The following is a 22,621-nucleotide window of genomic DNA, read 5'->3' as shown; positions in this document are numbered from 1 at the left end:
ACCGAAGAAACGGATATGTACGCCGACACACCGCCACACCGCCATCGCAGGCAAGCCAGCTCCCACATTCAATCGCATTTCAACTCGGAGTTTTTGGCGCTTGCAAGTGTGTGGTAGGGAACGCCCTGGCATACACCTGGCAAACCCGCAAAACCGTATCATCGGCAAACCGCGCGCCCACCACATGCAACCCCACCGGCAAGCCATTCGCTGCCAGCCCGCACGGCACCGAGGCCGCTGGCTGTTGGGTCAGGTTGAAGGGATAGGTAAACGGCGTCCACTCCGTCCATTCCTGCAAACCCGAGCCCGGTGGTACGTCGTGCCCAGCGGCGAACGCGGTGATCGGCATCATCGGCGACACCAACACATCGTAGTGCTCATGGAACGCCGCCATCCGCGCCACCAACGCGGCCCGCGCTTCGAGGGCCGCGCTGAAGTCCGCCAGGCTCAAGCGTTCGCCGCGTTGCGCGATACTCAGCAGGCCGGGGTCCAGCAGTTGTTTTTGCGCGTCGCTCATCGGCCCGGTCAAGCGTGCGGCACCCGCGGCCCACAGGGTGCTGAACACCTCCAGCGGGTCGCTGAAACCGGGGTCGATCTGCTCGACATGGGCACCCAACTGCACCAATCCTTCCACCGCCTGGGCGACCACCTTGGCCACTTGCGGGTCCACCTCCACATAGCCGAACGTGGGGCTGTAGGCCACGCGCAAACCCTTCAAATCCGTGCCCGGCGTCAACCACGGCGTGGTTCGCGGCGCGCCGCTCAGGCCGTCGCGCGCATCCGGTTGGGCGATGGTCTGCAGCATCAATACGCTGTCTTCGACGGTGCGGGTCATCGGCCCCAGGTGTGACAGGATCGTCATGGAACTCGCCGGCCACTGCGGCACATAACCAAAGGTCGGCTTGATCCCGAAGGTACCGGTAAACGCACAGGGGATACGAATCGAACCACCCGCGTCACTGCCCTGGTGCAACACCCCCAGGTTCAATGCCGCCGCTGCGCCCGCGCCGCCGGACGAACCGCCCGCCGTGGTGCGGGTGTCCCACGGGTTGCGCGTGATGCCGTACAGCGGGTTGTCGGTGACGCCTTTCCAGCCGAATTCCGGAGTGGTGGTCTTGCCCAGCAGCACCGCGCCGGCCTTGCGCATAAAGGCGGGGAAGGGCGCGTCTACGTCCCATGGCCCGTCGGCGGATGAGGTGCGCGAGCCCTTGCGCGTGGGCATGCCGATGGTCAGCGTAAGGTCTTTGATGGACGCCGGCACGCCGTCCAGGGCGCCGCAGGGCTGGCCTTTGAGCCAGCGCAGTTCCGAGGTCCGCGCAGCCTCCAGCGCACCTTGCGGGTCGACATGGCAGTAGGCGTTCACCACCGGGTTGTAGCGTTCGATGCGCAGCAAGGCGTCTTCGGTGACTTCCACCGGCGACAGGGTCTTGTCGCGAAAATGCTGCAGCAATTGCACCGCCGTCAGTTGCCCGATCTCACTCATGTCAGGTCCCCTTGCGCTGCATTGACCATGGCGCGCAGCAACACCGCGCAGCCCGCCGCCAGGTCATCCGGCGCAGCGTTTTCGATTTCGTTGTGGCTGATGCCGCCTTCGCACGGCACAAAGATCATCCCGGCCGGGCCCAGTTCGGCGACGAAAATCGCGTCATGCCCGGCACCGCTGACAATGTCCATATGGCTCAAGCCCAAGGCGCTTGCACCATCGCGCACGGCGTTGACGCAGGCCGGGGCGAAGTCCAGCGGCGGGAAGTCCGCCGTGGGCGTCAGCTCAAAACTCAGGCCGTGTCGCTCGGCAGTGGCTTCGATCACGCTGCGCACTTCATCGACCATGGCTTGCAGCTTGTCGGCATGCAGGTGGCGCAGATCGATGGTCATGTGCACCTGGCCAGGAATCACATTGCGCGAACCCGGGTGCAGGCTCAGGCAACCCACCGTGCCGCAGGCGTGGGGTTGTTGTTGATGGGCGATGCGGTTGACGGCGCTGACCACCTCGGCAGCGCCCACCAGGGCATCCTTGCGCAAGTGCATCGGCGTCGGCCCGGCGTGGGCTTCGACGCCGGTGAAGGTCAGGTCGAACCACTTCTGGCCCAGGCAGCCCATGACCACGCCGATGGTGGTGGCGCGGTCTTCCAGCACCGGGCCTTGTTCGATATGGGCTTCGAAATACGCGCCCACCGGGTGGCCCAGCACCGCGCGGGAACCGGCATAGCCGATGCGCTGCAATTCGGCGCCCACCGACAGGCCCTGGTCGTCGACTTTGTCGAGGGTGTCCTGCAAGTCGAATTTCCCGGCAAACACCCCGGAACCCATCATGCATGGCGGAAAGCGCGAGCCTTCTTCGTTGGTCCACACCACCACTTCAATCGGCGCTTCGGTTTCGATGTTCAAATCGTTCAGGGTGCGGATCACTTCCAGGCCGGCCATCACGCCATAGCAGCCATCAAACTTGCCACCCGTGGGCTGGGTGTCGATATGGCTGCCGGTCATCACCGGGGGCAGGGCCGGATTGCGCCCGGCGCGGCGCGCAAAGATATTGCCGATGGCATCCACACTGACGCTGCACCCGGCTGCTTCGCACCACTGCACGAACAGGTCGCGGGCCTGGCGGTCGAGGTCGGTGAGGGCCAGGCGGCACACGCCGCCTTTGACGGTGGCGCCCAACTGGGCCAGATCCATCAGCGATTGCCACAGGCGGTCGCGGTTGATCAGTTGGGCGTTGCTGTTGAGCGGTTGCGCAAAACTATTCATCTGCATTCTCCGGTCAGGCACTCAGGGCCAAATAGCGGTTCTTGATCGTCGGGTCGGCGCGGAAGGCGGCGGCGCTGCCTTCGTAGACCACGCGGCCTTGTTCGAGCACGTAATGGCGGTCGGCGAGCTTGTCGCAGACCATCAGGTTCTGTTCCACCAGCAGCACGGGCAGGCCGTCGTCCTTGATCTTGCGCAGGATCTTCACCAGTTCGTCGACGATCACCGGCGCCAGGCCTTCGGTGGGCTCATCGAGGATCAGCAGCTTGGGGTCATTCAGCAGGGCGCGAGCGATGGCGAGCATCTGCTGCTCGCCACCCGACAACGCATGCCCGGCGTTTTTGCGCCGTTCCTTGAGGCGCGGGAACATCCCGTACACGTCGTCCAACTGCCAGCGGCTGGTCTTGCGGGCGGCGATGCGCAGGTTTTCCTCGACGGTGAGCAGGCGGAAAATTCCACGGTTTTCCGGCACCAGTGCCAAACCCTGGCGGGCGATTTCAAAGATCTTCTGCCCCACCAGCGCCTGGCCGTTGAAATGAATCTGGCCCTGACGCGGGCAAATGATCCCGAGAATGCTGCGCAGCGTGGTGGTCTTGCCGGCGCCATTACGGCCCAGCAGCGTCACCAGTTCGCCGGGGTTGACGGTCAGCGACACGCCTTCAAGCACGTGGCTCTTGTCGTAGTAGGAATGGATATTCTCGACGATCAGCATCAGGCAGCCTCCCCAAGGTACGCCGTGCGTACACGTTCATCGGCGCGCACGAATTCCGGCGTGCCTTCCACCAGGATCTGCCCGTGGCTCATCACTGTGATGCGTTGGCTGATGGACATGACGATGCTCATGTTGTGTTCGATCAGCAGCACCGTGTGGTCGCGGCCGAGGTCGCTGATCAGTTGGGTCATGATCGGGATGTCATCGATGCCCATGCCCGAGGTGGGCTCGTCGAGCATCAACAGTTTGGGCTTGGAGCAGATCGACATGCCCACCTCCAGCACCCGCTGCTGGCCGTGGGACAACTCGCCGGCCAGGGTGTCGGCGCGTGCAGTGAGTTGCAGGCGTTCCAGGACCTGGTCGGCCATTTCCAGGTGCTCGCGTTTGCTGTCGACGCGGCGCCAGAAGTTCAGCGCCCGCGCACCATCACGGCCTTGGGCGGCGAGGCGCAGGTTTTCGCGCACGCTGAGGTTCTGGAACAGGCTGGTGAGCTGGAACGAACGCGCCATGCCCAGGCCGACGCGGCCGTGGGCCGGTTTGCGCATCAGGTTCCTGCCGTCGAAGTGGATCGCCCCGGCGGTGGCCTGGCGTTCGCCGGTCAGGCAGTGGAACAGGCTGGTCTTGCCCGCGCCGTTGGGGCCGATGATGGTGTGGATGGTGCCGGCTTCGACCTTGAGGTTGACGCCGTTTACCGCATGGAAGGCGCCGTAGGCCAGTTCCAGATCCTTGGTTTCCAGCAGGATGCTCATAGCACTTCCTCCTTGGCAACAACGGCGGCCTTGCGACTGCCGCGCACCTTTTCAAACAGCGACGCCAGGCCGCCCCACAAACCGCCGCGCATAAAGATCACCACCAGGATCAGGATCACCCCCAGCAGCATCAGCCAGCGTGGCCACAGGTCCGAGAGGAAATCCCCCAGCAGCACGATGGAACCGGCGCCCAGCAACGAACCGAACAACGAGCCGGTGCCGCCGACAATGGTCATGATCAGGATGTTCTCGGACATCGCCAGGTCGATATTCGACAGCGGCACAAAGTGCAGCAGCATGGCGTACAGCGCCCCGGCAATCCCGGTGACAGCGCCGGACAGCACAAACACGAGGATCTTGAAGTGGCGTGTGTCGTAGCCGATGGCCGAAGCACGGGTTTCGTTTTCGCGGATCGCCATCAGCGTGCTGCCGAACGGCGAGGCGATCACCCGGCGGGCGCCGATAAAGATCAGCAGGAACAGCACCGCGACGAAGCCGTAGAACGCACGGGCGTCGGCCAGGGACAGCAGCACCGTGTCACCGAGGCGGATTTCCGGGCGCGGCACACTGAGCAGGCCGTTGTCGCCGCCGGTCCAGTCGCTGAGGGTGTAGGCGACAAAGTAGGCCATCTGGCTGAACGCCAGGGTCAGCATCACGAAGTAGATGCCGGTGCGGCGGATCGCCAAGGCGCCCACCAGCAAGGCAAGAAAACCACCGGCGATGGCCGCGCCGAGCAGCGCCGTGAACAAGCCCATCTGCAAGTGCAGCATCAGCAGCGCCGCGCAATACGCGCCGGCACCAAAGAAGATGCCTTGGCCGAACGACAGCAGCCCGGTGTAGCCCAGCAGCAGGTTGCAGGCGAGGGCCGCCATGGCAAAGATCAGGATCTCGGTGGCCAGGGTCGCCGAGGGCAAGATCAACGGCAGGCCGATCAACACCGCCAGCACCCACAGCAACATCGCGCGTGATTGGGTCTTGGCGAACGGCAGGGGATTTTTCTCGCTCATGTCAGGCTCTCCCGAACAGGCCGTAAGGACGTACCAGAATCACCACGGCCATGGCGCCGTAGATCATCAGGCTCGCGCCCTGGGGCCAGAGTGTGGTCATCAGGCTTTGCACCACGCCCACCAATAAACCGCCGACCAGCGCACCGCTGAACGAACCCATGCCGCCGATCACCACCACCACGAAGGCCACGCCGAGAATCTCCGGGCCGACAAAGGGCTGCGCGCCACGCAAGGGTGCGAACAGCACACCGGCGACGCCGGCCAGGGCCACGCCGAGGGCGAAGGTCATCGAGAACAAGCGGAAGATATTGGTGCCCAGCAGCGACACGGTCTCGGTGCTTTCACTGCCGGCGCGCACCAGGGCGCCGAAGCGCGTGCGTTCCAGGAGCAGCCATAGCCCCAGACCGATCAGCGCGGAAAAACCGATCAGGAACAGGCGGTAATGCGGGTACACAAAGTCACCGACCACCAGCACCCCGCGCAGCAGTTCCGGCACGGCGACGCTTTTGCCCACCGGGCCCCAGATCATCACGCTGGCTTCCTGGATGATCAGCGCGATACCCAGTGTCACGAGGATCTGGAACATGTGCGGCAAGTGATAGATCCGCTGGATCAACAGTCGCTCGATCACCCACGCCAGCGCGGCCACCACCAACGGCGCGATCAACAGCGCCAGCCAGAAGTTGCCGGTGAGGCTTACGGCGGTGTAGCAGATGTACGCGCCCAGCAGAAAGAATGCGCCGTGGGCAAAGTTGACGAAGTTGAGCAGGCCGAAAATGATCGTCAGCCCGACGGCGATCAGGAAGTAGATCATCCCCAATCCAAGGCCGTTGAGTATCTGGAACAGGTAAAGATTAAGCATGCAGGAACCCTCGGCAGGACGCCGCTTGCGCGGCCCTGCTCGGCAATGTTCAGGGGATCAGGCGAGCGTGCAGCCTGTGGCTTCCACCGGCGGGAACGACTGGCCGGCGCTGAGCACCTTGGCCAGGTCGTCCTTGTCGGCCATCTCGCTGGCGGCTTTGCCGATCAGCAGGTAGTAGTCCTTGATCACCTGGTGGTCGCCGGCGCGGATCGATTCCTTGCCGGTCGGGCCGTCGAAACTCAGGCCCTGCATGGCCTTGGCCACGGTTGGCCCGTCGAAACTGCCGGTGGCAATGATGGTGTCGAGCATGACCTTGGTGCTGATGTAGTCGGCGGCCAGCGGGTAGGTGGGGTTGATGCCGTATTTGGCCTGGGTCAGCTTGACCAGTTCGCGGTTGAGCGGGGTATCGACCTGGTGCCAATACTGCGCGCCGAGGTACACGCCTTCGAGGATGTCGCTGCCCAGTTCCTGGAACTGGTCGAGCCCGGCGGACCACACCAGCAGCACTTTCATGCGCTCCTTGATGCCGAAGTTCACCGCCTGGCGCAGGGTGTTGGACGACTGGCTGCCGAAGTTGAGCAGCACCAGCACATCGGGTTTGGCGGCGATGGCGTTGGTCAGGTAGCCGGAGAATTCCTGTTCCTGCAACGAGTGATAGCTGTTACCGATGTGCTCCAGGCCGCTGTCCTTGAGCACGCTTTTCGCGCCTTCCAGCAACGCTTCGCCGAACACGTATTGCGGGGTGATGGTGTACCAGCGCTTGGCGTCCGGCAGTAGCTTGATCAGCGGCAGCATGGTTTCGCGGATCGCGCCGTAAGTGGGCACCGACCAGCGGAACGTCGCGTGGTTGCAGTCCTTGCCGGTGACTTCATCGGCGCCCACTGGGGTCATGAACACTCCGCCGACTTTGTCCACTTCCTTGGCCACCGCCAGTGCCGACGACGACAGCGTGCAACCCTGGAAGAACCGCGCGCCGTCCTGCTGGATGGCTTCCTGCACCTTGCGCACGGCCTTGCCGGCGTTGCCTTCGGTGTCGATGACCTTGTAGTTCAGTGGCCGGCCAAGTATCTCGGCGTGCTGTTGCACCGCCAGGCGCGAACCCATGTCGGCAAATTTGCCATAGCTGGCAAAGGCGCCAGACATGGACTTGAGGCCGTAAAAGGTAAAGGGCTCGGCGGCGAATGCGTGGCGCACGCTCAGCGGGAGGCTGAGGGCGGCGGCTGCGGTGAGACTGGCTTTCAATAACGTACGACGCTGCATGGGGTGACTCCCTGGTTTAGTTATTGGCAGGAGCGGCAAGGGCGATACGGTGGAGCTTGGGCCTGTGGGCAGGCTTGTTATTGGATAACGCGGGTGTTGGTTGGAATGCGGTCAAAATGTGGGAGCGGGCTTGCTCGCGAATGCGGTGGGTCAGCAATGCATCCGGTGACTGATACACCGCATTCGCGAGCAAGCCCGCTCCCACACAAGCCCGCTCCCACATGGGATTCGCAGTGTCCTTAACGATGATCGAACTCCAATAGAAAATGCGGGCTGACTTCACCTTCCAGCGCCGTCATATGGTGTTCGGCATCGCACATGTGTTCATGCATCAAGCTGCGCACCGCACTTTCATCACCGGCGCGAAAGGCGATCAGCAGTTGCTTGTGATAATCGAGGTTGGCCGCGTCGAACTGCTTGCGCTTGGGCTTGTAGGCTTTTTTCAGCACCACCAGGTCGCGCAACAGGTCGTTGAGAAACTGCGCCATAAAGCTCAGCAACGGGTTGGGGCAGGCCTTGGCCAGCAGGTTGTGGAACTCCAGTTCCGCCAGGCGCTGCTCGCGTTGGCCAGCCTCGCTGTCTTCCGGGGCGCTGCAGAATTCCACGTTGTCCTGCAAGGCCTGGTAGTCGTCTTCGCTGAGGCGCCCGAGCACCGAGACGGCCAATTCCACTTCGATCACCTTGCGCAACTGGTAGACCTGTTCACCGTCCAGATGCTGGAAGTGCAGGTAGTTGCGCAATGCGCGGCTGGCCGGCTCGGTGCCGGCCTGGTTCAAGTACGCGCCGCCACTGGGCCCGGTGCGCGTACTCACCAAACCCTCGACTTCCAGGGCCTTGAGCGCTTCGCGGGCCGAGCCTTTGGAGCACTGGAAGCTTTCCATCAGCTCGCGTTCGGTGGGCAAACGGTCGCCGGGCTTCAAGGCGTCGGTGACGATGGAGCGCTTGACCGACTCGACAATCACGTCGGACAGCTTCTGGCGTTTGCGTTTCAACGGGCGGCTTAGCATAAGTTCGATTTATCGTATTAATGCGGATTAATAGCACTTAATAACGATTGGGCCGGAGCGTCAACGCAGGGTGTCGTTTTCCGCGGGAAGAGGTCGCAAACGGATTGTTACTCCCAATCGCCCGGGTCGAGGCAGCGTGTGGACGGTGGCGGGTGTTTGCCATAGATCAGGAAGTCGCCGACCCATTGGTTGACGCAGCCGCTAGTGCTCTGCGTGGCAGGTTCCCGCAGGTGCAGTTGGTCAACCAGCGGCGCGGCTGTTTCACCGGGGGCTGCGTTGACCAGCACCATGCGCGCAACACGTTCGGGAAACAGCGTTGCGTAGCGATTACCCAGGCGGGTGGCGTCGGCGCTGCCGAGGTAATGCAGGTAGGGCTCGTCGAGTTGGGCGCGGACGAACTCCATGTCCCTTGCTGCGTGTTCGAGCCCATTCTCCTGGTTGAGGTCGCGGGGCGTGAGTTCGATGACGTCGTAGCGATTGAGCAAGGTGCGATAGGCCTGGGTGGCATAGGCGCCCCAACTGCCGGCCAAGAGGATTGCGAAGGTGCCGCTGTGATTGGCCTGGGGGCTGTTGCCGGGCTGGGCGAAGACCACGCCTTCACGGCTCAGCGGGTCACGCGCGCCAACACGGGTCAGGTACAGGCGCAGGTTGCCTTGGCGGGGCGCCGCGTAGTTGCGCGGTACGGTGACGATGCCGCACTGGGTGCGCTCCAGTACGTCGGGTTCCAGGCGTTTAAGCGGGGGGAGTTGGCAGTCCAGCTGCCAGTCGATGGCGGTGGGGGCGATCAGCGGCATGCCATGGGCAAGGCTTGCGGCCAGCCAGAGACCGGCGCACATCAGGGTTTTTACAACAGTCATCTAGAGGTCCCGGGCAGCCGTGTGATAGCGGCTTTTTTACCAAGGACCCGGGGTTGATGAATGTAGGTTGAACAGACGACAGGTGTACGAAAGCTGACTTTTGTTTATCAGATATCGGTTCGCCAACCGCCACCCAATGCCTTGTACAAGGCAATGCTGGCTTGTAGCCGAGACAACCGCAGTTGCACGTTCAAGTCCTGGGCCGCGTACAGGGTGCGCTGGGTTTCGAGGACCGTCAGCAAGTCTTCGGCGCCCGCCTGGTAGCGGCTTTCAGCGATGCCGAAGGCGGTCTGCGCCTGTTGCAGTTCTTCGGTTTGCCATTGGCGCTGCTGGTCGAGGTGAGTGATGCTGCTGAGGGCCTTTTCCACTTCGGCAAAGCCATTGATGATCGCGCCGCGATAGGTTTGCAGCAGCTCATCCTGGCGTGCGCGGGCCTTGTCACGCTCGGCGCTTAAACGGCCGTTGTTGAAGATCGGCGCCACCAGCCCGGAGGTCAGGGTGTAGAACGGGCTGCGCAGGATTTCGTTGGCCTTGTAGGCGCCGCTGCCGAGGGTGGCGCCCAAGGTCACGGTGGGCAGCATGGCGGCGCGGGCGACAGTCACGTCGGCGCTTGCTGCCGCGAGTTGCGCCTCGGCCTGGGCCAGGTCGGGGCGACGGCTGAGCAACTGGCTCGGCACGCCCGGGCCGATGCTCGGCCAGCTCAGCGTATGGAAGGTTTCGCTGCCCAGGTCCACGGCCTGCACCGGCTGGCCGAGCAGGGCGGCGAGGGTGATCTGCGACTCTTCGGCCAACTGCTGGATCAGCGGCAATTGCCGCTGTTGGCTGGCCACCAGGCTTTTCTGCTGGGCCAGTTCCAGGGCGGTGGCGGAGCCGGCGTTGTAGCGGGTCTGCACCAGGTCGAGCACGTTGCGCGCATTGGCCAGGTTGAGCACTGCGATCTGCTGGCGCTGGCGCGCGGCGAGGGTTTGCGCGTAGCGGTCGGCGACGTTGCTGAGCAGGGTCAGCTCCACCGTGGCGCGGTCGAACTCGCTGGCGCGCAGGGTGTGCACGGCGCTGTCGCGGGCGGCGGCGCGGCCGCCCCAGAAGTCCAGCTCGTAGCTGGCGGTGAGGTTGGCATCGAAGCTGTTGACGGTGTTGTTGCTTTCGGTGGCATTGAGGTCCGAATTGCCGCTGCCGCGCAGCAGCCTTTCACGGCTGGCGGTGAGGTTGAATTTCACCTCGGGCAGCAGCGGCGCGCCGGCGATTACTGCGCTGGCCTGGGCCTGGCGCACGCGGGCCATGGCGGCGGCCACGTCAAAACTGTCGCGCCGCGCCTGGTCGATCAAGCGGTTGAGTTGCGGACTGGCGAATTGCGTCCACCAACGGCTGTTGGTGGCCTGCGCCGCATCCCGTTCGGCATATTGCCAGGCGGCGGGTGCGGCGATGCCGCTGTCGGTAACGGGCGGCTGACCGGCGCAGGCGCTGAGCAACAGGCACAGGCCGGGCAGGTAAAGGGAGGATTTATTCACTGGTCAACGCCTTAACCGGATCGAGCCGGGCAGCTTTACGGGCCGGCATAAAGCCGAAGATGACACCGGTGACCAGCGCACAGCCAAACGCGCCGAGCACCGCCACCAGGGAAAACTGCACCGCCACTTCGGCCAGCACCAGCACGCCGCCCACCAGCAAGGCGAGGGCGATGCCGAACAGGCCGCCGACCACCGAAAGCATCACCGCTTCGGTGAGGAACTGGCGCAGGATGTCGCGCTGGCGTGCCCCGGTGGCCATGCGGATACCGATTTCACGGGTGCGTTCGCGCACGGTCATCAGCATGATATTCATCACACCAATGCCGCCCACCAGCAGGGAAATCGCGGCAATCGAGCCGAGCATCAGCGACAGCGTGTTCTGCGTGCGCGCCTCGGCCTGGATCATTGCGGCGTTGTTGGTCAACTGGTAATCGCGCTTGCCGTTGTGCAGCTTGAGCATCAATTGGTCGATGGCCTGTTCGGCCTCGTGGACCTTGCGCGCATCGGCGGCGGCAATCGCCACGTATTCCGGGTTGTAGGTGCCGAACAGGCGCACGCTGGCGGCGGTGTAGGGGATGGCGACGCGGTCGTCGCTGTCCTTGTTGCCGGAGCTGGAGCCCTTTTCCGCGAGCACGCCGATCACCTGGAACGGCACGTTTTCGATCAGGATGTATTGGCCGATGGGCGTTGGCACATCCTTGAACAGTTTCTCGCGGATACGATGGCCGATCACCGCGACAGTGGCGCCGGCGCGTTCATCCGCCTCGGTGAAGTAGCTGCCCTCGACCACCGGCCAGTTGAAGATGTCCGGGAAGTTGATATCGTTGCCGCCCACATACGCCAGGTAGTCGAGGTTGCCGAAGCGAATCCCGGCGTCGCTGCCGTTGACCGGCATGATGCGCTTGACCTGGGGCAACGCCGCCAGCGCCGCCACATCGTTGAGGGTGACGATGCCCAGCGGCGTGCGCGGGTTGGGCGAGGAACCGCTGAGGTAAATGATGTTGGAGCCAAACGCGCCCATCTGCGCCATGACCTGGCGCTTGCTGCCTTCGCCCACCGCCAGCATCACCACCACCGACGCCACGCCGATGATGATCCCCAGCAAGGTCAGGGCGGTGCGGAACTTGTTGATCCACATCACCCGCCAGGCGGCCTGTACCGCGTCCACCAGTTCGGCTTTCCAGGCGCCGTTGTGCTCGGCACCGTCGGCCAGGCGCTGGCGCAGGTCCACGGCTTGCAGGGCGTCGCTGTTGGCGACCGCCGGCACGTAGCTTGGATCGTCGGCCGAATCGCTGATGATCAAGCCGTCGCGGATCTCGATGATGCGGTTGGCCCGCGCCGCCACTTCGCGGTCGTGGGTGATCAGGATGACCACGTGGCCCTGGCTCGCCAGTTCGTCGAGCAGGATCATCACCTCGGCGCCGCTGTGGCTGTCGAGGGCACCGGTGGGTTCGTCGGCGAGGATGATATGGCCGCCGTTCATCAGCGCCCGGGCAATCGACACCCGTTGCTGCTGGCCTCCGGAAAGCTGGTGCGGGCGGTTGCCCGTGCGGTCGGCCAGGCCCAGGCGCGTGAGCAGGGCCTTGGCGCGGGCGTGGCGCTCAGTGGCACTGATGCCGGCATAGATGGCCGGCATTTCGACGTTTTCCTGGGCCGAACCCGACGGGATCAGGTGGTAGCCCTGGAACACAAACCCGAATGCTTCACGGCGCAGCCAGGCCAGCGCGTCGCCGTCCAGGTGGGCGACGTTTTCCCCGGCGAACAGGTAGTCGCCCGCGGTGGGGCGGTCGAGGCAGCCGAGGATATTCATCAGCGTGGATTTGCCGGAGCCGGACGCGCCGACAATCGCGACAAACTCGCCGGCGTGGATCGACAGGTCGATGCCGCGCAACACGTCGACCTGCGGGCTGTCGCCGCCGCCGTAGGATTTACGGATGTTCTTGAGTTCGATCAGGGGCGTGGTCAACTCAACCCCCGTTGCCGTCAGCCGGGCCGATCAGCAGGTGATCGCCTTCGTTCAAGCCTTGCAGCACTTCGACGCGCAGACGGTCGCTGATGCCCAGGCGCACTTCACGCTCTTCAATACGGCCGTTCTTGGCGACCACCCGGGCGATCTGCGTGTCGGTGTTGTGGCTGCCTTGCAGTGCAGCAACGGGGGCGGTGAGGGCGTCCTTGACCTGGCTGGCGACAAAAAACACCTGGGCAGTCATCTCGGCCATTAGTGTGTTGTCGGTGTTGTCTACGTCCAGCAGCACGGTGTACAGCACCACGCGGCCGGTGCCGGTCTTGCCGGCGCTGCTCGGGCTGCCGCTGCCCTGGGTTTCGTTCAAGGGTTTGGGCGGGATCGGCAGGATCTGCCGCACCGTGCTGGTCCAGCGCCGGTTGCCGCCGCTGAGGGTGGTGAAATATGCGGTCATGCCCGGTTTGACGTGGCCGATATCGGCTTCCGAGACTTCGGCCCACACGGTCATCGGCGACAGCTTGGCGATGCGCAGGATCAGTGGGGTCTGCTGCTGGTTGTTGAGGGTCTGGCCGACACGGGCGTCCACCGCGACCACGGTGCCGTCCATGGGCGCATAGATGCGCGTGTAGCCCAACTCGGCCTCGTCGCTGCGCAGGCGGGCCTGGGCTTCGAGGATCTGCGCCTGGAACATCGCGACCCGCGCCTGGGTGGCGCTCAGTTCGGCCTTGGCGGTTTGCACGTCTTCTTCGCGGGTCGCGTTGCCGGCCTCCAGGCGTTGCTGGCGCTGGTGCTTCTGGCGTGCCAGTTCGTGCAGGGCTTTTTGCTCCTGCAACTGGGCCTTGAGGTTTTCGATGGCGTAGCGGCTGGCGTCGAGCTTGGCTTTTTGCGTGGACGGGTCGATCTCCACCAGCAACTGGCCTTCCTTGACGCGGTCGCCGGCCTCGACGTGGATCTTCTGGATCTGCCCGGACGCCTGGGCGCCCACGTCCACATAGCGGCGGGGCTGCAGGGTGCCCAGGGCGGTGACGCTGTTTTCAATGTTGCCGCGGGTCACGGTGACGGTGGCGAGGGTGTCGCGGCCCGGTGGCAGCACCTGCCAGGCGGCAACGCCGAGTACGGGAATCAGGCACGCGATCACCAGCAGCGCGCGTCGGGCAGGTCGAGAGCGTTTCATGCTTGGGTTCCAGCCGGGGAATATCGGAGCGCAGTTGCGCAGAGCTGACAGTTAAACGAGGAAATTGCACGGGGATTTAGGCGGTTACACAAACGGTTACGCCTCCATTGCGTAAAAAAATCGTCCATTGATACGAGACTGCTTTAAAAGTAGATGAGAATTACTATAAATTGCACGCACTCAAACTGCCATCATCGTTTGGGACTCTTTCTTACAGCGCACAAGGATCGGATCCTGCCTCTCCAGGCGGTCGGGAGTCATGTTGGAAAACTACTATCGCGAGCTGGTGTGTTTCCTCAACGCCAAGCTGGGCAACCGTCAGGTGGCCGAAGATGTGGTGCATGACGCTTATGTGCGGGTGCTGGAGCGCTCCAGCGACACGCCGATCGAACAACCCCGCGCGTTTTTGTACCGCACCGCGCTGAACCTGGTGATCGACGGGCACCGGCGCAACGCGGCGCGCCAAAACGAACCGCTGGAAGTGCTGGACGCCGAAGAGCGCTTCTCCAGCTATTCACCCCATGCCAGCCATGACCACAGCCAGCGCCTGGCCATGGTCGAGCGCGCCCTGGCGGAATTGCCGGCGGCTTGCCGCGACAGTTTCCTGCTGCGCAAGCTCGATGGTCTGTCCCACCCGCAAATCGCTGATCGCCTGGGTATTTCCCGCAGCCTCGTGGAAAAGCACATCGTCAACGCGATGAAGCACTGCCGGGTACGGATGCGCGAGTGGGAAGCGCACTGATCGGCAATCAGTTAAATTTTATTTCACTGTCCTCGTTTCCTATCAACACACGACCTGTTGTGCAGGTCTTGAAAGGTATTCCCGCCCCACCGCCAAGGGGCTTATCCAGAGGACACTGGAATGACACAGGCAATTGCTTCGCCCGCGGTTCACGACCTGATCGGTATCGGTTTCGGCCCTTCGAACCTGGCGCTGGCCATCGCCCTCCAGGAGCGCGAAAAAGCCCAGGGCAAACTGGACGTGCTGTTTCTCGACAAACAAGCCGACTACCGCTGGCACGGCAATACCCTGGTGACCCAGAGTGAACTGCAGATTTCGTTCCTCAAGGACCTGGTAACCCTGCGCAACCCCACCAGCCCGTATTCCTTCGTCAATTACCTGAAAACCCACGACCGCCTGGTGGATTTCATCAACCTGGGCACCTTTTATCCGTGCCGCATGGAGTACAACGACTACCTGCGTTGGGTTGCCGGGCAGTTCCAGGCCCAGGCGCATTACGGCGAGGAAGTGCTGGCCATCGAGCCGATCCTGCATCAACAACAGGTTGAAGCGCTGCGCGTGATCTCCCGCGATGCGCTGGGCGAGCAGCATGTGCGCACCACCCGTTCGGTGGTGGTCAGCGCCGGTGGCACGCCGCGCATTCCCGAGGCGTTCAAGGCGCTCAAGGGCGACAGCCGCGTGTTCCACCACTCCCAATACCTGGAACGCATGGCCCAGCAGCCGTGCGTCGACGGCAAGGCGATGCGCATCGCGATCATCGGCGGTGGGCAGAGCGCGGCCGAGGCGTTTATCGACCTCAACGACAGCTTCCCGTCGGTGCAAGTCGACATGATCCTGCGCGGTTCGGCGCTCAAGCCTGCGGATGACAGCCCGTTCGTCAATGAAGTGTTCTCACCGGCCTTCACCGACCTGGTGTTCCAGCAAGTTGGCGCCGAGCGTGAGCGCCTGGTGGCCGAATACCAGAACACCAACTATTCGGTGGTGGATCTGGACCTGATCGAACGCATCTACGGCATCTTCTATCGCCAGAAGGTCTCCGGCATCGCGCGCCAGGCGTTCCGTACCATGACCGTGGTGGAGAAGGCTACGCCAGGCCCGCTGGGCATCGAACTGGTGCTGCGCAACAACGCCAACGGCGAAACCAGTGTCAGCCATTACGACGCGGTGATCCTTGCCACCGGCTACGAGCGCCAGACCCACCGCGCCTTGCTGGCGCCGCTGGAAGCCTATATGGGCGACTTCGAGGTGGCCCGCGATTACCGCATCGTCACCGACGAGCGTTGCAAGGCTGGCATCTACATCCAGGGTTTCAGCCAGGCCAGCCATGGTTTGAGCGACACCTTGCTGTCGGTGCTGCCGATTCGCGCGGATGAGATTGCGGCGTCGCTGTATGAGCATGACCGCAGCCGTGGCAAGGGCCGTTCGGTGCAGGACCTGTTGCTCGCTACTGCCAGCTGATTAATCCAGCTCAGAGCGCCCTCGCCACAGTCTTACGGGCGGCACTGGCGTGAAGCCTGGGCTACTGGTACTGTACAAAAAACCAGTATCGGTAGCCCTCCATGCAGTTGATCGAAAAACTCAGCATCCTTGCCGACGCCGCCAAGTACGACGCGTCCTGCGCCAGTAGCGGCGCGCCCAAACGCAGCTCCGAGGGCAAGGCCGGGCTGGGCTCCACCGATGGCATGGGCATTTGCCACAGCTACACGCCGGATGGGCGCTGCGTGTCGTTGCTCAAGGTGCTGCTCACCAACTTCTGCCTCTACGACTGCCAATATTGCGTCAACCGCCGCTCCAGCGACGTGCCTCGTGCACGCTTCAGCCCGGAGGAGGTGGTCAGCCTGACCCTGGATTTCTACCGGCGCAATTGCGTCAGCGGGCTGTTTCTCAGCTCTGGCATCATCCGCTCGTCCGACTACACCATGGAACAGTTGGTGCGCGTGGCCAAGCTGCTGCGTGAAGAACATGACTTTCGCGGCTATATCCACCTCAAGACCATTCCCGATGCCGACCCGGCGCTGATTGCCGAGGCCGGGCGCTATGCCGATCGCCTGAGCGTGAACATCGAGTTGCCGACCGAGGCCAGCTTGCAGACCCTGGCCCCGGAAAAGAAGATCGTGTCGATCAAGCAGGCCATGCAGACCATCTATACCGGCGAGCAGACGGTGCGCAACGAGCCACGTGCGCCGCGTTTCGCCCCGGCCGGGCAAAGCACGCAACTGATCGTGGGTGCCGACGACACCGATGACAGCACCATCCTCCACGGTGCCGAGGCGTTGTACGGCAGTTTCAAGCTGCGCCGCGTGTACTACTCGGCGTTCAGCCCCATTCCCAACAGCCCGAAAAGCGTGCCGCTCGCCGCGCCGCCGCTGATGCGCGAACACCGCTTGTACCAGGCCGACTTCCTGTTGCGCAGCTACGGCTTCAGCGCCAATGAACTGTTCGAAGGCCCCGGCCACCTGGCGTTGGACATCGACCCCAAGCTGGCCTGGGCGCTGGAACACCGCGACGTGTTCCCCCTGGACCTGAACCGCGCCGAACCGACCCTGATCGCCCGCATCCCCGGCATTGGCCTGCGCACCACCCAGCGCCTGGTGGACCTGCGCCGCGAACGCAAGATCCGTTTCGAAGACCTGGCGCGCATGCGCTGCGTGCTGGCCAAGGCCAAGCCGTTTTTCATCACCAGCGACTACCACCCGCAGCAGGCAGAGCGCACCAGCGTGCTGTTGCGCGAGCAACTGCGTGACCGCCCGCAACCGCAGCAAATGGGGTTGTGGGGATGATCAGCCTGGAATGCGACAACCTTTTCAGCACCTGGCGCGAACAGGCCCGCTGGTTGCTCAGCCATCAGGTCGATCCCAGCCAGGTGAGCTGGGGCGAGGCGGAGGTGGCGGACCTGTTTGCCACCGATGTGCCGATTCCTGAAGGGCTGGGGCCGTTCCAGACGCGGGTGCCCAAGGCGCTGCTGGAGTTGCTGGAGTCGGCAGCCTGTTACCACGGCGAGCAGCGTTGGAGCCTGTTGTATGAAGTGCTGTGGCGCGTCAGTCATGGCGACCGTACGGCGATGTTGGCGGGGGACAAGTTGGGCAGCGAGTTGCAGCGGCGAATCAAGCAGGTACACCGCGAGGCGCACCATCTGCATGCGTTTGTGCGTTTTGTTGCACTACCGGCTGAGGCCGGCCCTGAGCTGCCGGAGTATGTGGCTTGGCATGAGCCGGCCCACGATATCTTGAAGTCAGCCAGCCAGCATTTTGTCGGGCGCATGGGCCGCCATCGCTGGATGATCGCCACGCCGTTGGACGGGGTGTATTACGACGGTGAGCAACTCCTTCATCAGCGCGAATGCCCCGAGGCCTGGCGGCAGCTGGCACAGAATGTCGAGGACCCCCACAGCGAGATGTGGTTGACCTACTACAGCCACATCTTCAACCCGGCGCGGTTGAATCCCAAGGTGATGGAAGGGCACTTGCCGAGCCGGTTCTGGAAGAACCTGCCGGAGGGCAAGTTGATCCCGGGGTTGATCAGCGAGGCGCGGACGGGGAAGCAGAAGGATGGGCAGGCCAAGTTGATTGGCGCCAAGCCCGGCAAAAGAATTGCGAACCCGATCAATGTGGGAGCTGGCTTGTGTGGGAGCGGGCTTGCTCGCGAAAGCGGAGTGTCGGTCACTTGATTTTTAACTGACACTCCGCATTCGCGAGCAAGCCCGCTCCCATACAAGCCCGCTCCCACAGGGGTTATGCAGTGGTTGGCGAATTGCCTTTCAGGCCAGCTCGGTGGCGGTGTTCTTGACGACGGCCAACTCCGGGTGCGCCACCAACTTATCAATATGCAACTCGTCATTGTTCAACCAGGTCTCCGTCAGCACCCGGTAATGCTCCATGTCCCGGCAGCGCATGCGCAGGCTGTAGTCGAACGGCCCGCTGATCAGCTGGCATTCGAATACCTGCGGGCAGGCTTTGACGCAGGCTTCAAAGGCCTTTTGCGCCGAGCGCCCGCTTTGGTTGGACAAGGCCACCAGCACCAGCAGCGACAACCCCGGCGAGACCATCTGTACATCGATGATCGCCCCGTACCCACGAATCACCCCGCGTCGCTCCAGCTTGCGCACCCGCTCCAGGCAGGGCCTGGGGGTGAGGTGCACCAGCGACGAGAGCTTTTCGTAGGTGATACGCCCCTGGTGGCGCAGCACTTCGATGATGGCTTCATCGATGCGATCCAGCGCAGGGGAGGAATGGGGTCCGTTGGCCTTGGTATCCATGGGTTTCACTTCAGACGATTGGAAAGAAATTGCTGCAAGCGCTCGCTGTTGGGATGGTCAAGGATCTCGGCACCGCCTTGTTCCTCGACCCGGCCCTGGTGCAAGAACAGCACTTGGCTGGACACCTGGCGGGCAAAGCCCATCTCGTGGGTGACCATCAGCATGGTACGACCTTCCTCGGCCAACGTCTGTATGACTTTGAGGACTTCTCCTACAAGTTCTGGGTCGAGAGCGGAGGTCGGTTCATCGAACAGGATGATCTCCGGTTCCATGGCCAGGGCGCGGGCAATGGCCACGCGTTGTTGTTGACCACCGGACAGGAACGCCGGGTACTGATCGGCCACGCGGCCCGGCAGGCCGACCTTGTCCAGGTACAGGCGGGCGCGTTTTTCCGCCTCGGTGGCGCTGACGCCCAACACCCGGCGCGGGGCCATGGTGATGTTTTCCAGTACGGTCATGTGGCTCCACAGGTGGAAGTGCTGGAACACCATGGCCAGGCGTGTGCGCAGGTTTTGCAGTTGGGCCTGGTGCGGCGCGCGGGTGCCGGCGCGGCCGGGCTGCATTTCGATGCTGATGCCGTCGAGGGTGATGACCCCGGCGTCCGGCTGTTCGAGAAAGTTGATGCAGCGCAGCATCGTGCTTTTGCCCGAGCCGCTGGCGCCGATCAGGCTGATCACATCGCCGTTGCGCGCATTGACGGACACGCCCTTGAGCACTTCGTGGTCGCCGTAGCGTTTGTGGATGCCTTCGACTTGCAGCTTGACGGCGGCGGTGCTGGTTTTTGCAGCGGGTGTATCCATGGGGTATGCGGCCAGGGCCTGCGCGGACTGATTCATGGGTTAGCCTCGGGTAGGAACAAGAAAACGCATCCAGCGACGTTCGGCCAGTCGGAACAGGCCCACCAGTGCAAAGGACAGCAGCATGTACAGCAGGGCGGCGATGCCGAACGCCTGGAACGTGAGGAACGTCTCGGCATTCGCGTCGCGGGCCACCTTGAGGATGTCGGCGACGGTGGCGGTAAACGCCAGGGAGGTGGCGTGCAGCATCAGGATCATTTCATTGCTGTAGGCCGGCAATGCGCGACGCAGGGCCGCTGGCACCACGACGAACAGGTTCAGCCGCCAGCCGTGCAAGCCGTAGGCGCGGGCGGCTTCGATTTCGCCGTGGGGGATATTGCGAATCGCCCCGGCGAAGATCTCCACGGTGTACGCGCAGGTGTTCAGCACAAAGGCCAGCAGGGTGCAGTTCAGCGCATTGCGGAAAAACTGGTTGAGCAGGGCGTTGTCCTGCACCACCTCCAGGCTGTACAGCCCGGTGTAGCAAATCAGCAGTTGGATATACAGCGGCGTGCCACGGAACAGGTAGGTGTAGACCTCCACCGGCCAGCGCAACCAGAAGTGCTCGGACACCCGCGCCAGCGCCAACGGGATCGACAGGCAAAACCCAAGCACCACCGAGATGATGAACAGCCACAACGTCATGGCGACGCCGGACAAACCCGCGCCATCGCTGAACAGGTAGGCCAGGCCGTATTGCTGGAACAGTTCGATCATCGCGCCATCCCCTTGATGCCGAGGTTGTAGCGCCGTTCGAGGCGCTTGAAGATGCGGTTGGAGAGGGTGGTGATCACCAGGTACACCAGGCCCGCGAGGATCAGGAAGTACAGCGGCTCGTTGGTGGTCTTGCCGGCGTTCTGCGCGGCCTTGACCAGGTCCGACAGGCCGATGATCGATACCAGCGCGGTGGACTTGAGCAGCACCAGCCAGTTATTGCCCAGGCCCGGCAAGGCAAAGCGCATCAGTTGCGGGAACAGCACCAGGTGGAAACGCTGCCAGCGGCTCAGGCCGTAGGCGGTGGCCGCCTCCAACTGGCCGGCGGGCACGCTGAGGATTGCGCCACGGAAGTTCTCGGTGAAATACGCGCCGTAGATAAAGCCCAGGGTCACCACCCCGGCGGTGAACGGGTCGATTTCAAAGTAGTCCCAGCCGGCCATTTCGCTGAGGTCGTTGAGCCACAGTTGCAGGCTGTAGAAGATCAGCAGGATCAGCACCAGGTCCGGCACGCTGCGGATCAGCGTGGTGTACGCCGTGGCCGGCAGCCGCAGCCATTTCGCGCGGGAAAGCTTGGCGCCGGCGGCGATCAGGCCCAGGACGAGGCTCAGGGCGAGGGCGAGGAACGACAGCTTGAGCGTCATCCACGCGCCTTGGGCGAGCATGGGGCCGTAGCCCTGCAAGTTGAGGAGGTCATTCATGGAGGGAGTATCTCTGAAGGGCACAGATATCCCCCTGTGGGAGCGGGCTTGTGTGGGAGCGGGCTTGCTCGCGAATGCGGAGTGTCAGTCAATAGATGTTTGACTGATCCACCGCTTTCGCGAGCAAGCCCGCTCCCACACAAGCCCCCTCCCACAGGGTCAGTGTTGGCTTACTCGTTGTAGATGTCCTGATCGCCGAAGTATTTCTTCTGGATCTCGGCATAAGTCCCATCCGCCTGCACGGCCGCGATACCTTTGTTGATCAGCGCGCGCAGTTCCTGGTCGTTCTTGCGCAGGCCCATGGCGATGTCCAGGGGCAGGGTCGGGTCCTTGAACGCCGGGCCGGTCTTGAAGTCAGCGCCTTCAGGCTTGGACAGGAAGTTGAGCTGGGCTTCGAGCTTGTCGGTCAGGGTCGCGTCGAGGCGGCCGTTTTGCAGGTCGGCGTAGTTCTGGTCCTGGGACTGGTACGCCTTGATCTGCGCGCCGAGCTTGGCCAGGTGCGCACGGGCGTAGGCTTCTTGCAGGGAGCCTTGCAGCACGCCGACTTGCTTGCCTTTCAGCGATTCCGGGGTGTCGCCGAAGTTGGCGCTCTTGCGGGTGATCACCGAGGTCGGGCTGAGGAACAGGCGGTCGGTAAAGTCGATGATTTTTTCGCGGGCCGGAGTCACGGCCATGGACGACATGATGGCGTCGAACTTGCGCGCGCGCAGGGCCGGGATCATGCCGTCAAATTCGTTGTGCACCCAGGTGCATTTGACTTCGAGCTTGGCGCAGATGGCATTGCCCAGTTCAATGTCGAAACCTTGCAGGCTGCCGTCGGCGGCCACGGATTCGAAGGGCGGGTATTCGGGGAAGACGCCGAAGCGGATTTCTTTCCATTCCTGGGCGTGAGCGGCGGTGGCGCACAGTGGCAACAGCAACGCAGCGAAGAGTGATCGCAGTGGAGTCATGGTGTAGTCCCTATATTTTGTAATTGATGTCAGGGCAGTCAATGAGCTGTAACAAATCGTTCTTGTTGGCGGAGAGAATGCTTCAAGGTGGTGCGTTTTTTGTGTCGTTTACCCCTCGCATAAAGCGCAAATTGCGCTGTTAAATCGGGCAATGCAGCGGAATCGGCTGCAAGACCCGCTGAATCGGCTTTTCATCCCCGGAAACCTGGCCCGCCGCCGACGCAAAGCGGCAGGCCAGAGCGTTCTCAGGCGCGCTTTTTCTGCTGTGCGACAGGCTGGGCCAGGCGGGCGAACAGATCTTTCGGGTCGGCCAGGTCTGGCACCAGTTCCAGCGTGCTACCCACGTCGAGGGCCTTGGCCACATCCAGCACGTAGCGCAGGGCCGAGTAGTCTTCGATGGCGAAACCCACCGAGTCGAACAGCGTGACTTGGCGCGGGTCTTCGCGGCCGGGCCGTTGGCCGTTAATCACTTGCCACAGCTCGGTCACTGGCGAATCGTCCGGCATGTGCTGGATTTCACCTTCGATACGGCTTTGCGGCTCGTACTCGACGATCACGCGGGCGCGCTCGACGATACGT

General features: G+C 63.2%; 21 protein-coding genes and 1 pseudogene. 4 read left to right on the top strand and 18 right to left on the bottom strand.

From position 1 onward, the window contains the following. Positions 1–79: 79 nt before the first annotated feature. The 12 genes from DBR46_RS28975 to DBR46_RS28920 all read right to left on the bottom strand — a co-directional run bounded on the left by DBR46_RS28975 (position 80) and on the right by DBR46_RS28920 (position 13,844). Positions 80–1,483: an amidase gene (locus DBR46_RS28975; RefSeq protein ID WP_124529671.1), complete on the bottom strand. Its 1,404-nt coding sequence runs from the start codon at positions 1,481–1,483 to the stop codon at positions 80–82. Next, the gene (locus DBR46_RS28970) at positions 1,480–2,748 is read right to left on the bottom strand and encodes a Zn-dependent hydrolase (protein ID WP_124529669.1); all 1,269 of its coding nucleotides are present in this window, start codon (positions 2,746–2,748) and stop codon (positions 1,480–1,482) included. The genes DBR46_RS28975 and DBR46_RS28970 overlap by 4 nt, the downstream gene beginning before the upstream one ends. A 13-nt stretch (positions 2,749–2,761) precedes the next feature. Continuing rightward, the gene (locus DBR46_RS28965; RefSeq protein ID WP_124529667.1) at positions 2,762–3,457 is read right to left on the bottom strand and encodes an ABC transporter ATP-binding protein; all 696 of its coding nucleotides are present in this window, start codon (positions 3,455–3,457) and stop codon (positions 2,762–2,764) included. Continuing rightward, positions 3,457–4,206, bottom strand: coding sequence for an ABC transporter ATP-binding protein (locus tag DBR46_RS28960; RefSeq protein WP_078049325.1), 750 nt, complete (start codon positions 4,204–4,206; stop codon positions 3,457–3,459). Before DBR46_RS28960 ends, DBR46_RS28965 begins: the two co-directional genes overlap by 1 nt. Further along, positions 4,203–5,213: a branched-chain amino acid ABC transporter permease gene (locus DBR46_RS28955; protein ID WP_124529665.1), complete on the bottom strand. Its 1,011-nt coding sequence runs from the start codon at positions 5,211–5,213 to the stop codon at positions 4,203–4,205. Before DBR46_RS28955 ends, DBR46_RS28960 begins: the two co-directional genes overlap by 4 nt. A 1-nt stretch (position 5,214) precedes the next feature. Beyond that, complete coding sequence (locus DBR46_RS28950) at positions 5,215–6,075, bottom strand: branched-chain amino acid ABC transporter permease (RefSeq protein ID WP_124529663.1); 861 nt, start codon at positions 6,073–6,075, stop codon at positions 5,215–5,217. Between the two features lie 57 nt (positions 6,076–6,132). Then, positions 6,133–7,335: an ABC transporter substrate-binding protein gene (locus tag DBR46_RS28945; protein ID WP_124529661.1), complete on the bottom strand. Its 1,203-nt coding sequence runs from the start codon at positions 7,333–7,335 to the stop codon at positions 6,133–6,135. 239 nt (positions 7,336–7,574) lie between these two features. Next, positions 7,575–8,342: a FadR/GntR family transcriptional regulator gene (locus DBR46_RS28940; protein WP_124529659.1), complete on the bottom strand. Its 768-nt coding sequence runs from the start codon at positions 8,340–8,342 to the stop codon at positions 7,575–7,577. Positions 8,343–8,449: 107 nt separating this feature from the next. Beyond that, positions 8,450–9,199 carry an alpha/beta fold hydrolase gene (locus tag DBR46_RS28935; RefSeq protein ID WP_124529657.1) on the bottom strand — a complete coding sequence of 250 codons (750 nt, stop codon included), beginning with the start codon at positions 9,197–9,199 and terminating at the stop codon, positions 8,450–8,452. A 107-nt stretch (positions 9,200–9,306) separates the two neighbouring features. Continuing rightward, complete coding sequence (locus tag DBR46_RS28930; protein ID WP_124529655.1) at positions 9,307–10,707, bottom strand: efflux transporter outer membrane subunit; 1,401 nt, start codon at positions 10,705–10,707, stop codon at positions 9,307–9,309. Beyond that, a complete protein-coding gene (locus tag DBR46_RS28925) occupies positions 10,700–12,673 on the bottom strand; it encodes a MacB family efflux pump subunit (RefSeq protein WP_124529653.1) in 1,974 nt (657 codons plus the stop codon). The genes DBR46_RS28930 and DBR46_RS28925 overlap by 8 nt, the downstream gene beginning before the upstream one ends. 1 nt (position 12,674) lies before the next feature. Beyond that, entirely contained in the window at positions 12,675–13,844 is a 1,170-nt protein-coding gene (locus DBR46_RS28920; protein ID WP_124529651.1) for an efflux RND transporter periplasmic adaptor subunit, read from the bottom strand. Between the two features lie 226 nt (positions 13,845–14,070). Here DBR46_RS28920 and DBR46_RS28915 point away from each other — a divergent pair, with 226 nt between their 5' ends. The 4 genes from DBR46_RS28915 (at position 14,071) to DBR46_RS28900 (ending at position 18,253) form a co-directional block, all read left to right on the top strand. Next, a complete protein-coding gene (locus tag DBR46_RS28915; RefSeq protein WP_256659417.1) occupies positions 14,071–14,586 on the top strand; it encodes a sigma-70 family RNA polymerase sigma factor in 516 nt (171 codons plus the stop codon). A gap of 120 nt (positions 14,587–14,706) precedes the next feature. Beyond that, on the top strand, positions 14,707–16,044 hold the full coding sequence (locus DBR46_RS28910; protein WP_124529647.1) for a lysine N(6)-hydroxylase/L-ornithine N(5)-oxygenase family protein: 1,338 nt from the start codon (positions 14,707–14,709) through the stop codon (positions 16,042–16,044). A 101-nt stretch (positions 16,045–16,145) separates the two neighbouring features. Continuing rightward, positions 16,146–17,366, top strand: coding sequence for a putative DNA modification/repair radical SAM protein (locus DBR46_RS28905; protein ID WP_124529645.1), 1,221 nt, complete (start codon positions 16,146–16,148; stop codon positions 17,364–17,366). Beyond that, positions 17,363–18,253 carry a TIGR03915 family putative DNA repair protein gene (locus DBR46_RS28900; protein ID WP_124529643.1) on the top strand — a complete coding sequence of 297 codons (891 nt, stop codon included), beginning with the start codon at positions 17,363–17,365 and terminating at the stop codon, positions 18,251–18,253. The genes DBR46_RS28905 and DBR46_RS28900 overlap by 4 nt, the downstream gene beginning before the upstream one ends. 90 nt (positions 18,254–18,343) lie before the next feature. Here the strand turns inward: DBR46_RS28900 and DBR46_RS28895 are convergent, their stop codons facing one another. From DBR46_RS28895 to DBR46_RS30650, 6 genes and pseudogenes are all read right to left on the bottom strand, one after another. Beyond that, positions 18,344–18,841, bottom strand: a complete 498-nt coding sequence (locus tag DBR46_RS28895; RefSeq protein WP_016974875.1) for an Lrp/AsnC family transcriptional regulator — start codon at positions 18,839–18,841, stop codon at positions 18,344–18,346. Positions 18,842–18,846: 5 nt separating this feature from the next. Continuing rightward, positions 18,847–19,677 (bottom strand): ABC transporter ATP-binding protein, encoded by an 831-nt coding sequence (locus DBR46_RS28890; protein WP_305955610.1) that lies wholly within the window; start codon positions 19,675–19,677, stop codon positions 18,847–18,849. Positions 19,678–19,680: 3 nt separating this feature from the next. Continuing rightward, positions 19,681–20,394: an ABC transporter permease gene (locus tag DBR46_RS28885; protein ID WP_124529641.1), complete on the bottom strand. Its 714-nt coding sequence runs from the start codon at positions 20,392–20,394 to the stop codon at positions 19,681–19,683. Then, positions 20,391–21,092: an ABC transporter permease gene (locus DBR46_RS28880; RefSeq protein WP_124529640.1), complete on the bottom strand. Its 702-nt coding sequence runs from the start codon at positions 21,090–21,092 to the stop codon at positions 20,391–20,393. Before DBR46_RS28880 ends, DBR46_RS28885 begins: the two co-directional genes overlap by 4 nt. Positions 21,093–21,262: 170 nt before the next feature. Further along, entirely contained in the window at positions 21,263–22,042 is a 780-nt protein-coding gene (locus tag DBR46_RS28875) for an ABC transporter substrate-binding protein (protein WP_124529638.1), read from the bottom strand. Positions 22,043–22,287: 245 nt separating this feature from the next. After that, positions 22,288–22,621: pseudogene (locus DBR46_RS30650) on the bottom strand (ornithine cyclodeaminase); the annotation flags it as partial.

Origin of the sequence: Pseudomonas sp. KBW05, assembly GCF_003852405.1 — a bacterium.
In the GTDB taxonomy this organism is placed as follows: domain Bacteria; phylum Pseudomonadota; class Gammaproteobacteria; order Pseudomonadales; family Pseudomonadaceae; genus Aquipseudomonas.
This window is presented reverse-complemented; position numbering and strand designations above follow the sequence as displayed.

What these genes read in the sequence shown, in the direction of transcription:
- DBR46_RS28940 (WP_124529659.1), bottom strand. Translation starts at nt 8,342, where the DNA reads ATGCTAAGCCGCCCGTTGAAACGCAAACGCCAGAAGCTGTCCGACGTG.
- DBR46_RS28950 (WP_124529663.1), bottom strand. Translation starts at nt 6,075, where the DNA reads ATGCTTAATCTTTACCTGTTCCAGATACTCAACGGCCTTGGATTGGGG.
- DBR46_RS28970 (WP_124529669.1), bottom strand. Translation starts at nt 2,748, where the DNA reads ATGAATAGTTTTGCGCAACCGCTCAACAGCAACGCCCAACTGATCAAC.
- DBR46_RS28965 (WP_124529667.1), bottom strand. Translation starts at nt 3,457, where the DNA reads ATGCTGATCGTCGAGAATATCCATTCCTACTACGACAAGAGCCACGTG.
- DBR46_RS28960 (WP_078049325.1), bottom strand. Translation starts at nt 4,206, where the DNA reads ATGAGCATCCTGCTGGAAACCAAGGATCTGGAACTGGCCTACGGCGCC.
- DBR46_RS28955 (WP_124529665.1), bottom strand. Translation starts at nt 5,213, where the DNA reads ATGAGCGAGAAAAATCCCCTGCCGTTCGCCAAGACCCAATCACGCGCG.
- DBR46_RS28910 (WP_124529647.1), top strand. Translation starts at nt 14,707, where the DNA reads ATGACACAGGCAATTGCTTCGCCCGCGGTTCACGACCTGATCGGTATC.
- DBR46_RS28920 (WP_124529651.1), bottom strand. Translation starts at nt 13,844, where the DNA reads ATGAAACGCTCTCGACCTGCCCGACGCGCGCTGCTGGTGATCGCGTGC.
- DBR46_RS28895 (WP_016974875.1), bottom strand. Translation starts at nt 18,841, where the DNA reads ATGGATACCAAGGCCAACGGACCCCATTCCTCCCCTGCGCTGGATCGC.
- DBR46_RS28945 (WP_124529661.1), bottom strand. Translation starts at nt 7,335, where the DNA reads ATGCAGCGTCGTACGTTATTGAAAGCCAGTCTCACCGCAGCCGCCGCC.
- DBR46_RS28905 (WP_124529645.1), top strand. Translation starts at nt 16,146, where the DNA reads ATGCAGTTGATCGAAAAACTCAGCATCCTTGCCGACGCCGCCAAGTAC.
- DBR46_RS28875 (WP_124529638.1), bottom strand. Translation starts at nt 22,042, where the DNA reads ATGACTCCACTGCGATCACTCTTCGCTGCGTTGCTGTTGCCACTGTGC.
- DBR46_RS28885 (WP_124529641.1), bottom strand. Translation starts at nt 20,394, where the DNA reads ATGATCGAACTGTTCCAGCAATACGGCCTGGCCTACCTGTTCAGCGAT.
- DBR46_RS28890 (WP_305955610.1), bottom strand. Translation starts at nt 19,677, where the DNA reads ATGAATCAGTCCGCGCAGGCCCTGGCCGCATACCCCATGGATACACCC.
- DBR46_RS28935 (WP_124529657.1), bottom strand. Translation starts at nt 9,199, where the DNA reads ATGACTGTTGTAAAAACCCTGATGTGCGCCGGTCTCTGGCTGGCCGCA.
- DBR46_RS28975 (WP_124529671.1), bottom strand. Translation starts at nt 1,483, where the DNA reads ATGAGTGAGATCGGGCAACTGACGGCGGTGCAATTGCTGCAGCATTTT.
- DBR46_RS28900 (WP_124529643.1), top strand. Translation starts at nt 17,363, where the DNA reads ATGATCAGCCTGGAATGCGACAACCTTTTCAGCACCTGGCGCGAACAG.
- DBR46_RS28880 (WP_124529640.1), bottom strand. Translation starts at nt 21,092, where the DNA reads ATGAATGACCTCCTCAACTTGCAGGGCTACGGCCCCATGCTCGCCCAA.